11 protein-coding genes are annotated in these 12,563 nt (G+C 61.4%); 10 read left to right on the forward strand and 1 reads right to left on the reverse strand.

Going from position 1 to position 12,563, the window contains the following annotated elements:
• Positions 1–31: 31 nt before the first annotated feature.
• The 8 genes from C816_RS13140 (at position 32) to spoIVB (ending at position 10,149) form a co-directional block, all read left to right on the forward strand.
• A complete protein-coding gene (locus tag C816_RS13140; protein WP_016322883.1) occupies positions 32–1,480 on the forward strand; it encodes a UDP-N-acetylmuramoyl-L-alanyl-D-glutamate--2,6-diaminopimelate ligase in 1,449 nt (482 codons plus the stop codon).
• Positions 1,481–1,580: 100 nt separating this feature from the next.
• Positions 1,581–2,585 carry a phospho-N-acetylmuramoyl-pentapeptide-transferase gene (gene mraY / locus C816_RS13145; protein ID WP_016322884.1) on the forward strand — a complete coding sequence of 335 codons (1,005 nt, stop codon included), beginning with the start codon at positions 1,581–1,583 and terminating at the stop codon, positions 2,583–2,585.
• A 165-nt stretch (positions 2,586–2,750) separates the two neighbouring features.
• Positions 2,751–3,977, forward strand: coding sequence for a putative lipid II flippase FtsW (gene ftsW / locus C816_RS13150; RefSeq protein WP_016322885.1), 1,227 nt, complete (start codon positions 2,751–2,753; stop codon positions 3,975–3,977).
• Between the two features lie 224 nt (positions 3,978–4,201).
• On the forward strand, positions 4,202–5,347 hold the full coding sequence (gene murG / locus C816_RS13155; RefSeq protein WP_371254377.1) for an undecaprenyldiphospho-muramoylpentapeptide beta-N-acetylglucosaminyltransferase: 1,146 nt from the start codon (positions 4,202–4,204) through the stop codon (positions 5,345–5,347).
• Between the two features lie 66 nt (positions 5,348–5,413).
• Positions 5,414–6,676: a UDP-N-acetylglucosamine 1-carboxyvinyltransferase gene (gene murA, locus C816_RS13160; RefSeq protein WP_016322887.1), complete on the forward strand. Its 1,263-nt coding sequence runs from the start codon at positions 5,414–5,416 to the stop codon at positions 6,674–6,676.
• Positions 6,677–6,692: 16 nt separating this feature from the next.
• The gene (locus tag C816_RS13165) at positions 6,693–7,475 is read left to right on the forward strand and encodes a cell division protein FtsQ/DivIB (RefSeq protein WP_016322888.1); all 783 of its coding nucleotides are present in this window, start codon (positions 6,693–6,695) and stop codon (positions 7,473–7,475) included.
• A 177-nt stretch (positions 7,476–7,652) separates the two neighbouring features.
• Positions 7,653–8,756, forward strand: coding sequence for a cell division protein FtsZ (gene ftsZ / locus C816_RS13170; RefSeq protein WP_016322889.1), 1,104 nt, complete (start codon positions 7,653–7,655; stop codon positions 8,754–8,756).
• A gap of 358 nt (positions 8,757–9,114) precedes the next feature.
• Entirely contained in the window at positions 9,115–10,149 is a 1,035-nt protein-coding gene (gene spoIVB, locus C816_RS13175; RefSeq protein ID WP_371254388.1) for a SpoIVB peptidase, read from the forward strand.
• Between the two features lie 72 nt (positions 10,150–10,221).
• On the opposite strand, the gene C816_RS13180 is transcribed toward spoIVB, so the two are convergent.
• Positions 10,222–10,785, reverse strand: coding sequence for an NUDIX hydrolase (locus C816_RS13180; RefSeq protein WP_016322891.1), 564 nt, complete (start codon positions 10,783–10,785; stop codon positions 10,222–10,224).
• A gap of 194 nt (positions 10,786–10,979) precedes the next feature.
• On the opposite strand from C816_RS13180, the gene C816_RS13185 reads away from it, so the two are divergent.
• Entirely contained in the window at positions 10,980–11,246 is a 267-nt protein-coding gene (locus C816_RS13185; protein ID WP_016322892.1) for a hypothetical protein, read from the forward strand.
• Positions 11,247–11,589: 343 nt separating this feature from the next.
• Positions 11,590–12,354: a sporulation transcription factor Spo0A gene (gene spo0A / locus C816_RS13190; protein WP_016322893.1), complete on the forward strand. Its 765-nt coding sequence runs from the start codon at positions 11,590–11,592 to the stop codon at positions 12,352–12,354.
• Positions 12,355–12,563: the final 209 nt, after the last annotated feature.

The raw sequence follows: 12,563 nt of genomic DNA on the forward strand, positions 1-12,563 counted from the left end.
CCGCTGATTACAAAGGAAGGGGCGCGGTTTTATGCGGTTAAAAGAACTTTTGGAGGGAATCCCCGTCCTGTCCGCCACGGCGGACATGGAGCTGGAGATTTCGGACGTCAGCTATGACTCCCGGGCGGTGAGGCCCGGCGGATTGTTTGTAGCCATGACCGGCTTCGCCGCAGACGGGCACGATTTCATCGAAAAGGCCATGGAGGCCGGCGCGGCGGCGGTGCTGTGCCAGAAGGCGCCGGAGGGGAACGTCCCCTATATCCAGGTGGCGGATTCCCGCCGGGCGCTGGCGGCGGTGGGGGCCAACTTCTTCGGCCATCCCGCGGAGGACATGACCATGGTGGGGATCACCGGCACCAACGGCAAGACCTCCTCCACCTACCTGCTCAAAGCCATTTTGGAGCAGGCGGCGGGGGCCAAGGCGGGCCTCATCGGCACCAATCAGAACATGATCGGCCAGGAGGCCCTTCCCACGGAGCGAACCACGCCGGAGTCCTTTGAGCTCCAAAGGCTCTTCGCCCGGATGCGGGACGCGGGCTGCACCCATGTGGTGATGGAGGTCTCCTCCCATGCCCTGGCCCTGGACCGGGTGTACGGCGTGCGCTATCAGGTGGGCGTGTTTACCAACCTCACCCAGGACCACCTGGACTTCCACGGTACCATGGAGGAGTACTGCGGCGCCAAGGCGCTGCTGTTCCGGAACTGTGAGACCGGCGTGGTCAACGCCGACGATCCCTGGACGCCCCGGCTGACGGCGGACTCGACCTGTGAAATGCTCACCTACGCCGAGACGGCGGAGGCGGACCTGCGGGCGGAGGACATCGTCCTGGAGGCGGACCATGTGGCCTTCACGGCGGTGACAAAGGAGACGCGGGTGCCTGTGCGGGTGAACATCCCGGGGCGGTTCATGGTATACAACACCCTGGACGTGCTGGGGGCGGCCCTGGCCTTAGGCGTCTCCCTGGAGGACAGCGCCAAAGTTCTGGCCCAGGTGCCTCCTGTGAAGGGGCGGGTGGAGGTAGTCCCCACCCCGGGAAAGGACTACACCGTTCTAATCGACTACGCCCACAGTCCCGACGGGCTGGAGAATGTCCTCTCCTCGGTGAGGGGCTTTGCCAAGGGCCGCACCGTGGCGGTGTTCGGCTGCGGCGGTGACCGGGACCGGACCAAGCGGCCCAAGATGGGACGGACTGCCGCTCAAAACGCGGACTTTCTGGTGGTCACCACCGACAACCCCCGCACCGAGGACCCGGAGGCCATCATCGCCGACATCCTGCCGGGGCTGGAGGGCAGCGGCACGCCCTATGTGGTGGTAGCTGACCGGATTGAGGCCATTCATTGGGCCATGGACCACGCGGAGAAGGGTGATGTGATCGTTCTGTGCGGCAAGGGCCATGAGACCTACCAGGAGATCAACCACGTCAAGCACCATATGGATGAGCGTGAAATTGTGGCGGAATACCTGAATGCCGCGCGATAAAGTCCGCCGGAGGTCCGGCGTTCTGTGGAGACAATGAAAAATTCGGAAAACCAACTGTGTGAAAGCGCCGGCGTATCTGGCCGGCGAGAGGGAGCAAGAAATGGTATGGATCTGGACTGAATGGACAGAGGCGCCGATTGCCGCCGGGGCTGCTTTTTTGCTGACCCTGGTGATCGGACGGTTCCTGATTCCCGAGCTGCGAAAACTAAAGGCCGGCCAGGAGATCCGGGCCGACGGCCCCGCCTGGCACGCCTCTAAGGCGGGCACGCCCACCATGGGCGGCATCATGTTCATCGTCGGCACCGGAGTGATTGTGTTTGTTCTGGGCTGGCCGCGGATGCTGGGCGGGAACTTTGCCCATCTGTATGTCTACCTCTTCGCCCTGTGCTTCGGGTTTATCGGCTTCGTAGACGACTACCGCAAGGTGCGCCAGCACCAGAACGAGGGCCTTACCGCAAAGCAGAAGTTTATTTTGCAGCTGCTGGCGGCGGTGGTGTTCCTCAGCCTGATGCGCTACGAGGGCCTGCTGACCAACCGCCTGTATATCCCGGGACTCCAGATAAATATTGCTGTCAACTGGATTTTGTACCTGATGTTCGCCGCCTTTGTCATCGTGGGAGCGGTGAACGCCGTGAACCTCACCGACGGCATCGACGGGCTTGCGTGCAGCGTGACCTTTGTGGTGATGGTGTTTTTCACCGCGGCGGCGGTGCTGTGGCGCCTGACGGCTCTGGCCCTGTTTCCCTCCGCACTGGCGGGGGGACTGGCGGCCTTTTTCGTCTACAACCACCATCCCGCAAAGACCTTCATGGGGGATACCGGCAGCCTCTTTCTGGGCGGCGCGGTGGCGGCGCTGGCCTTCGCAATGGATATGCCCCTGATTCTGATCCCGGTGGGTATTATCTACATCGCCGAGACCCTGTCCGACATCATCCAGGTGGCCTATTTCAAGGCCACACACGGCAAGCGGTTTTTCAAGATGGCCCCGGTACACCACCACCTGGAGCGGTGCGGCTGGAGCGAGGCCAAGATAGTCACGGTGTTCAGCGCAGTCACGCTGGTCTGCTGCGCTCTTGCGTATCTGGCCATCCAGGGGCGCCATTGAGGACACCGCAGCGCAGGAGGTTGGCAGGTCTCAAAATCTAAGATTCCGATGAGCGGAGCATGTTCACATCAGTCCAACGGCTTACCGGCATAATTTGCTGGGAAGTTTGCATCTTCCTGCGTTTTTTCAGAATAACCCTGAGACTTTTTTGAGAGGAGGAGCTCTATGGTAGAGACACGGCGGCGCAGGCGGCCGATCAGCCGGGAGGAGGCACTGGCCCGGCAGGAGAAAAAGCACCGTCAGAAAGAGCGGGAGGCGCTGAACCGGGAGCTGGCCAAGGGGCCCATCGATCTGCCCTTCTGCCTGCTGGTGCTGATGCTGATGGGCATCGGCCTTGTGATGCTGCTCTCTGCGAGCTTTCCCTCCGCCTATTATGACAATAACGACCCCATCAAGTACTTCCGCCAGCAGGGCGTCTTTGCCATTGCCGGTGTGGCCGCTATGCTCTTCATCGGCAAGATCAACTACCAGCGGTTCCGGGGCGCTGCGAAGCCGCTGCTGTATCTCTCCATTGTGCTGCTGGTGCTGGTCATCATTCCCGGCAACCCCATTGCCCTTACCCGGAACAACGCCACCCGCTGGCTGGGCATCCGCAACACCAGCTTTCAGTTCCAGCCCTCGGAGGTGGCCAAGATGGCGGTGGTGCTGTATTTCTCCGACACCATCTCCAAGAAGAAGGACAAGATGAACACCACCCGGTACGGCGTGGCCCCCTACCTGCTGATTCTGGGGGTGCTGTCCGTGCTGATGATGCTGGAGCCCCATCTGTCCGGCACGGTGCTGATTCTGGGCGCCGGCGCGGTGCTGATGCTGGTGGGCGGCATCAATCTCACCTGGGTGGCGGCGGCAGTGGCCGGCGCCGGCGGCATCGCGTTTTTGATGTTCTCCGGGGTCATCAAATACGGTCAGTCCCGTCTGGCCATGTGGCAGAACCCCTGGCTGGACCCCCGGGGCGACGGTTACCAGCTGGTGCAGAGCCTGCTCTCCATCGGCTCCGGCGGCCTGTGGGGCGTGGGTCTGGGCAAGAGTCTCCAGAAATTCCTGTATCTCCCGGAGGAGCACAACGACTTTATCTTTGCCATCGTCTGCGAGGAGCTGGGCCTTGTCGGGGCCACCATCATCATGCTGCTCTTCGCGGCACTGATCCTCCGGGGCTACTGGATCGCCCTCCACGCCCGGGACAGGTTTGGAAGCCTGCTGGTGGTGGGCGTCACCACCCTGATCGCCATGCAGACGTTTTTGAACATCGGCGTGGTGACGGGTCTCCTGCCCACTACGGGCATCTCATTGCCGTTTTTCAGCTACGGAGGCACGGCGTTGATGATCCAGCTGGCGGAGATGGGCATTGTGCTGTCTGTCTCGCGGCAGATGAAACCTACTAAAGCGGGCTAGCACCAGCTTTTCGGGGGAGCGGACTCCATCTCCGGCCTAAGAGCCGCCCTGCGGGCGCGGCCTCGGCCGCTCCCTCCGCCAGTCTGCGGACTGGCGCCGCCGTCCAAGGCGGCAATGACTGAAATTCCTTCCTCCGCCTCCGGCGGAAGAATCGGGGAATCCCCTTCTCTGTGTCTGCGGGCGCGGGAGGAGCGGCGATTCCTGACTTCTCGTTGCGAAAGAGGGTGCTTGCCTTGCCTCAAAACCTGAAACGGGTCATCTTCACCTGCGGCGGTACGGCGGGGCATGTGAATCCGGCCATCGCCCTGGCGCAGCTGATGCGCGGGAAGGACCCGGAGACAAAATTTTTGTTTGTGGGCGCGGAGCGGGGCCTGGAGAAGGACCTGATCCCCAAGGCGGGCTATGACTTCCGCACTGTCCATATCTCCAGCTTTCATCGCTCCTTCAGGCCCGGGGAGATCCGGCACAATTTGATCTCTGTCTGCAACCTCCTGCGGGCCCCCCGGGAGGCCCGGGCGATTTTGCGGGAGTTCTCGCCGGACGCGGTGATCGGCACCGGCGGCTACGCCAGCTATCCCATGGTGAAGGCCGCCGCCAAAGCCGGCGTCCCCACGGTGGTCCACGAGTCCAACATGGTGCCGGGCCTGACTACGGAGATGCTGGAGCCCTTCGCGGACCGGATTCTGGTGGGCTTTGAGTCCTGCCGCCGGCACTACCGGCGCCCGGAGAAGGTGGCCGTCACCGGCACGCCGGTGCGGGGGGACTTTTTTGAACTCACCAGGGAGGAGGCCAAAAAACGGCTGGGCGTGGATGACGGCCGGCCGCTGATCGTCTCCTTCTGGGGGTCCCTGGGGGCCTCCGGCATGAACCGTCAGATGGCGGATTTCCTGGCCTTGGAGGCGAAAAAAGAGCCCTTCCACCACATCCACGGCGCGGGGGAGGCGGGGTATCCCCTCCTGCTGGCGCTGCTGGAAGAGAAGGGCGTCGATTTGCAGGACCACCCGGCGCTGGACGTCCGGAAGTACATCTACGATATGGCGGCGGTTATGCGGGCGGCCGATCTGGTGATCTGCCGGGCCGGGGCCTCCACCATCAGCGAGCTGACGGCCCTGGGCGTACCGGCGCTGATCGTGCCCTCTCCCTATGTGACCAACAACCACCAGGAGAAAAATGCCCGGGCCTTGGAGGAGGCGGGCGGCGCGGCGGTGCTGCTGGAAAAGGACAGCTCCGGTCAGGCGCTGTTCCAGGCCGCCTGCGGCATCCTCCACAACGGGGAGCGCCGGGCCGGAATGGAAAAGGCCATGGCGGCCCTGGGCATCCGGGACGCCGCCGAGCGCATTTATCAGACGATTTTGGAGGTGTGTAAGTAACCAGTTTTTCCCCGGGCCCATAGGATGGTCTGTATGAGACCATTTTTGGGTACGGGGGGAACATATATGAGCCAGCTTTTGGTGCGGGGCGGCGGCAGCCTCACGGGGGAAGTGGCCGTCCAGGGAGCGAAAAACAGCGTGCTGCCCATCCTGGCGGCGACGCTGCTGACAGGCGGACAGGTGGAGCTGCGGGGATGTCCCCGCCTGCGGGATGTGGACGCCTCCATCCGGATTTTGAAGACCTTGGGCTGCGACGCCCGCTGGGAGGGGGACAGCCTTCTGGCAGATACTGCCGGGTTGAACCGCTGCGCCGTCTCTGATATACTGATGCGGGAGATGCGCTCCTCAGCCATTTTTCTGGGGGCCATTCTGGCCCGGTGCGGGGAGGCGGAGATGAGCTACCCCGGCGGCTGTGAGCTGGGTCCCAGGCCCATCGATCTGCATCTGGCGGGACTTCGGGACCTGGGTGCGGAGATTCGGGACAGCGGCGGAATGCTCCGGTGCAGGGCCTCCCGTCTGCGGGGAAGGGATCTGGTTCTCAGCCTGCCCTCCGTGGGGGCCACAGAGAACCTGATGCTGGCCGCCTGCGGGGCGGAGGGCGTCACCACCATTGCCAACGCCGCCCGGGAGCCGGAGATTGTGGACCTGCAGGAGTTTTTGAACGCCTGCGGCGCGGCCGTCTCCGGCGCGGGGACCTCCACCGTCACGGTGGTCGGAAAGCGTCCCCTCCACGGCTGTACTTACGAGATCATGCCGGACCGCATTGTGGCGGCCACCTATCTCTGCGCCGCGGCCTCCGCCGGCGGGGAGATCTACTTACGAAAGGCCCGGGAGAGCCAGCTGTCCACCGTGACCGCCGTGCTGCGGGAGGCGGGGTGCGTTGTCCGGGCGGACCGGGACGGCGTGGGCTGTGTCTGCCGGGGGCGGCTGGGGAGCGTCCGCCCCGTGCGGACGGCGCCCTATCCTGGCTTTCCCACGGACGCCCAGGCGGTTTTGATGGCCGCGCTGCTGCGCAGCCGGGGGGCCACGGTCTTTGAGGAGACCATCTTTGAAAACCGGTACCGCCATGTGGACGAACTGGTCCGCATGGGGGCGGACATCCGGGTGGCGGGCCGCGTGGCGGTGGTCACCGGTACGGAGATCCTCCGCGGCGCGCCGGTGCGCTGTACGGACCTGCGGGGCGGAGCGGCGCTGTGTGTGGCGGCCCTGGCGGCGGAGGGCGAGACCTCCATCGCCGAGATCAGCCACATCGACCGGGGCTACGAGTGCATTGAGAAAGATTTGCGGACTCTGGGGGCGGACATCGTCCGTACAGAGCTTACTATATAGGAGATCAAAGAGAGATATGGCAAGACGCAGAAAAACCAACCGGCGGAGGAGAGGGAGATCCGGCTTCCTCTATAAGCTGTTGTCCGTTTTGGCCATGTGCGTCTGTCTGATTACGGCGCTGACGCTGTTTTTCCGGGTGGATACCATCGTGGTCACAGGCGGAGTGCGCTACACGGAGCAGGAGCTGCAGGACGCCGCAGGGGTCAGGGCAGGGGCCAACCTGCTGCTGCTGAACAAGGGCAGGGTGGCCGCCAGCATGACGGGGAAGCTGCCCTATCTGAAAGAGATCAGCAGCATCAGCAAGAAGCTGCCGGACACTCTGGAGATCCATGTGGAGGAGTGCGGACAGCCGTTGGCGGTGATCCAGGACGGCGCCGCCTGGCTCATCAGCCCCACCAGCTCCGGCCGGGGCAAGATCGTGGAGCAGGTGCCGGCGGCGGCCGCCGGCGAATACGGGGTGATCGACGGCTGCCAGCTGCTGGCCCCCTCGGTGGGGAGCGGCCCCGCCTTTTCCACGGAGTACGCCGTCCAGCAGAGCAGCCTTCTCAGCCTGCTGAACGCCCTGGAGGAGGCGGAGATGCTGGAGCAGGTGGAGGCCATCCACCTGGGAGATTCCAGTGAGATCACCATGGAGTACGGCGGACGCTTTACCGTGCGTCTGAGTTACAGCGCGGATTACGCCCGCAAGCTCACAAAGCTGCAGTGGAGTCTCACCGAGGGTATTATCCAGGACAACATGACCGGCACCTTTGACATGCGGGGGGACAGCAAGGACTTCTTCCAGCCGGATCTACAGTAAAAAAATGGATGTTTTTTCCGTTTTCTTTTGGAAAAAACCGTCGAAAAGAGACGGAGGGGGCTTGACCGGAGCAAAAAAGTGTCATACAATAGATACTATATATTGGGATACTGGATATTGTGGAAAGCGCCGGGCATTTTCGCCCTTTTCTACAAATGATAGCAGGAGGCAGCACTTATGGCATTTGGACTGGAAACGGGTTCCGATACCGTTGTCAACATCAAAGTAATCGGCGTTGGCGGCGGCGGCAACAACGTGGTCAACCGCATGGTCCGTTCCGGGACCAAGGGCGTGGAATTTGTGGCGGTGAATACGGATAAGCAGGCGCTGAACGTCTCCAGTGCCTCTGACAAGATCCAGATCGGCGAAAAGCTGACCCACGGCAAGGGCGCCGGCGCGGACCCTGAGATCGGCCGTAAGGCCGCCGAGGAGAGCCGCAACCAGATCGCCAAGGCTCTGGAGGATACGGACATGGTGTTCATCGCCGCCGGCATGGGCGGCGGCACCGGCACCGGCGGCGCACCCATCGTGGCGGAGATCGCCAAGGAGATGGATATTCTCACCGTGGGCGTGGTCACCAAGCCCTTCGGCTTTGAGGGTCCCCGCCGGATGCGGGCTGCCGAGGCGGGCATCGCCGAGCTGGAGGGAAAGGTGGACTCTCTGGTCATCATTCCAAACGAGCGGCTGAAGTATGCGACAGACCAGAAGGTGACCTTCGCCAACGCCTTTGAGATTGCCGACGACGTGCTGCGCCAGGCGGTGCAGTCCATCTCCGACCTGATTCGGGACACCGGCTTCATCAACCTGGACTTTGCCGACGTCACAGCGATTATGAAAAACGCCGGCATGGCCCACATGGGCGTGGGCCGGGCCGCCGGGAAAGGCAAGGCCGAGGAGGCCGCCAAGATGGCCATCTCCAGCCCCCTGCTGGAGACCTCCATCGAAGGCGCCAAGGGCGTACTGATTAACATCACCGGTTCCATGGACATCGGTCTGGAGGAGGTGGAGCAGGCCGCCAGCCTGGTGCGGGACGCGGTCCATCCCGACGCCCTGACCATCTTCGGCGCCACGTTTGAAGAGACCATGGACGACGAGATCCGGGTCACTGTCATCGCAACCGGCTTTGATAAGGACGCCAAGCAGCTGCCCAAGGTGGCCCAGGAGGGGCAGACAGGCGGCGCTCCGGCTCCCGTGCCGCTGGGGGAGGAAGACGTGCCCAAGGCGGAGAAGGAGGATGACCCCTTCGACGACATTTTCAAAATTTTCAACAAGCGCGATTAGGCCTTGTTTGAAAAATGGCAGAACGCCTCGACGGCGGACCTCTTTTCGCCGCTGTGCTTTGACGTTCCCAGTCATACATAAAGTATGGCTGTGTTAAATTTCCTTGACGGGCAAAAAAATCTCTCGCCGCTGCACGTTCCGCCATTTATCAAACAGGACTTAAATAAGATCTGAAAAATCCTGGAAAAACCCGCGGGCTTTTGCCTGCGGGTTTTCTCGATTCCCTTGAAAATCGGACAAGGCAGACTGTGCCTTGGACGCGCTGCCGCTTTTTGCAAGGTGTGTTTTCGCGGCGGAGGCAAATCATAAGAGAGCCGCCGGCGAAAATCTGCTGGCGGATGTGATTTGTTTGAAAGGGGTGATCGCATTGTATGAAGTACCAAAACACGCGAAGGGACTGCTGCGGGGCGGCGCGGCGTTCCTTCTGGCTCTGCTCCTCTGCGCCGGCGCGCCTGCGAAAGCGGCGGAGGTGAGCGGCGCTTTTTCAAATGAGTCCGCCCGGATGCTGGTGCCCGTGGGGCATACCGTGGGCATCAAGCTGTTTTCCCGGGGCGTGGTGGTGGTGAAGCTCACCGACGGCGGCACGCCTGCCAGGAACTGCGGGCTGCGCACCGGAGATGTGATTGTGGAGTGCGGCGGAGCCGCGGTGACCTCCACGGAGCAGTTCCAGTCCCTCCTCCAGGAGAGCGGAGGCACGGAGACGGACCTCCAGGTCCGCCGGAACGGCGGCAGCATGACCTTGTCCGTCGCTCCCACACAGAATGATCAGGGCGTCTACTGCATCGGCGCCTGGATTCGGGACAGCATGGCGGGCATTGGCACGATGACATTTTATGATCCGGCCACCGGCGTCTTCGGCGCCCTGGGCCACGGTATCACCGACACGGACACAGCGCTGCTGATGCCCTTCTCTAACGGCTCCATTCTGCCCTCTACAGTGAAGGCCGTGAAAAAGGGAGAGGCCGGCGCCGCCGGAGAACTGCGGGGAGACTTTGACCTCACCCAGGATTTGGGCCAGCTGTACGCCAACACCAGCGCCGGCATTTTCGGTACTTTGGAGACTGAGGGCCTGAAAGACGACGGAGCTGTGCCTGTGGGGCAGCCAAAAACCGGACCTGCGGTAATCCGCTCCAATGTCCGGGGAGACCAGGTGGAGGAGTATGAGATCGAAATTCTCAAGGTGGTCCCCGACGCCGGGGACGGACGGGATATGGTAATCTCCGTCACAGACACCGACCTCATCGCCGTCACCGGCGGCATTGTCCAGGGTATGAGCGGCAGCCCGATTCTCCAGGACGGAAAAATTGTGGGCGCCGTGACCCATGTCCTCTTGAATGAACCTAAGAAAGGTTATGGAATTTCCATCGAAAATATGCTGAGCGCGGCGGGATAATTCCGATATATTAACAGTAATTATCAAAATGGCGGCAGTTCCCCGGTGGTTTTCCAGGGAGCTGCCGCTTTTTCAGGAAAAGCCCGACAGCTTTGCGTTGAGCTTTCCGTAGATCCTCTCCCGAAACCAGGGCTCCGACGAGGCCGCGGCGGCCTCCGCCGGCGAAAACCAGCCCACGCGGCTGTTCTCGTCCGGCTTGCACCGCGTTGGCTCCGCCGGATCAGCCTCCAGCAGATAGGTGATATTGAGATGCAGGTGGCTGGAGATATACTGTCCGCTCTTCTCATGACCGTCTACGGCTAAAATTTCCAGCGAGTAGATGCGCTCCGAAACGGGCCGCACGCGCGCCAGGCCGCTTTCCTCCCGCACCTCCCGCAGGGCAACGGACAGCAGATCCCGCTCCCCGTCGGCGTGGCCGCCCAGCCAGGCCCAGGAGCCGTAGAGATTGTGATAGGCCATCAGCGCCTGCCGGCGGTCCGGGCTTACGACCCAGGCGGAGGCAGTGAAATGGGCGGAGCGATTTTCTCGGGTGTACAGGTCGCCGCCTGCGCACAGACGGCGCAGAAGCTCCTCCCGGTCCCGGGCCTCCTGTCCGTTCCAGGGGACGTACTGCTCCAGTTCGGTCAGAAGGTCCATGACGAAAACCAGCCTCTCTTCAAAAATTATAAAATCATGGTACCATAGGGCGGAAGAGAAGTAAAGAGGGCGCGCGGGTCCTTTTCAAGATAAACGCCTCTGCCGTCCTGCGAAAACATATTGGATGAAGCATAGATCTGTGATAGAATTCAAAAGCAGCAGAGCGTTTCGGAGGGAATCGGAGGTGAGCGGCCATGTTTCCGGAGCGGTTAGATGGTGCAAGAATTCTGTATTTTACGCCTGAGGGTGAATACGGCAGAATGTATTATGAGACGGGCGGCATAGGCGCGGATTTTAAGTATCTGGACATCTGCCAATACCATGGCAGCGACAAATTCTGCTTATTTTGCGGCAATGCGCGTAAAGAGGTGGAAACTGACAGCCTGTGGGATTCCATGGAAGCGTGTATGAGCGTGGCGGAATGCTTCTGGGGGAAAACTGTTTTGTGGTCTGAAAAGTGACGCCGAGTATTTATTTTCACAGCGTACTTACAGCGGCATTGTTACTCAAAAGCGGACGCAGGCCGGTTTTCAAAGGCGTACTTCCGATGCGGCGTTTATTCAGCGAAAAAAGTTGAAGAAGATTCGGGTTTGTGGTATTATTCAGTTGATAAAGCAGGGGAAGCGTGGATGTTATCACAAAATGACAGGCCCTGTCGTGAGAAAGCTGTCGAATATTTCTTGGAATTTATTAACAGTAAGACTTGAAAAATCTGTAAATTTATGCTAATTTATAGAAAAGGCGATTCAAACCTTCGAGAATCCGTCGCAATTCCAAAATTCTGGAAAAGGACAAGGGTAAATCATGGAAATCAGAAGAAATGTAATGCTGGCAGACGCCAACGAGGAGTTCCGCACGATGCTGCGGGAAGAGATCGAGAAAAGCGAGAGCTTTGCGGTAGTGGGATCTACAGGAAACGGGACGGAGGCATTAGAGCTGGCGGCTGAACGCCGGCCGGACCTGCTGGTGATGGACGTGGTTCTGCCGGGGCAGGACGGTCTGTCCGTCCTGCGGCAGCTAAAGGCTGGCGAACCCATGCCCAAGGTCATCCTGCTCTCGGCGTTCTGCGCTGACCAGGTGGTGGCAGAGGCCAGTGACCTGGGAGTCAGCTATTTCCTGCCCAAGCCCTGCGAGGTGAGCGCCCTGCTGGACCGGATGCGGGCAGTGTTTGCCCAGACCGCCCAGGCGGAGGACCACGCCTCGTCTCTGAAAAATATGGTGACTGCCGTAATCCACGAAATCGGCGTGCCCGCCCATATCAAAGGCTACCAGTATCTGCGGGAGGCCATCATGATTACCGTAGAGGATATGGACGTCATCAACGCCGTGACCAAGGTGCTGTACCCGGCGGTGGCCAAGCGGTTTGCCACGACGCCCTCCCGGGTGGAGCGAGCCATCCGCCACGCCATTGAGGTGGCCTGGGACCGGGGCGACCTGGAGACGCTGCAAAAGTATTTTGGCTACACTGTCTCCAACGCCAAGGGCAAGCCCACCAACAGTGAGTTCATTGCCATGATCGCGGACAGGCTGGTGCTGGAGATGCGCAACAACGGCCGACTGTCCGGCTGAGACCGAATAGAATGGAGAGGGGAGAGGCGGCAGCCTCTCCCTCTTTGTCTGCCGAAAACGTCGGGCAGGCACTGTCAACGGCCGGTTGACAGACTGTGCTGGCTTGTTGATTGCCTGCCGGGGACGGAACGCCAGGGCCGCCCAGTGAATTGCGGCCCACCTGGATGGGGGGCTTCTGCCCCGCTCCGTGGTCCGATCCTCGGGACATT

The organism is Oscillibacter sp. 1-3, from assembly GCF_000403435.2.
GTDB lineage: Bacteria > Bacillota > Clostridia > Oscillospirales > Oscillospiraceae > Oscillibacter.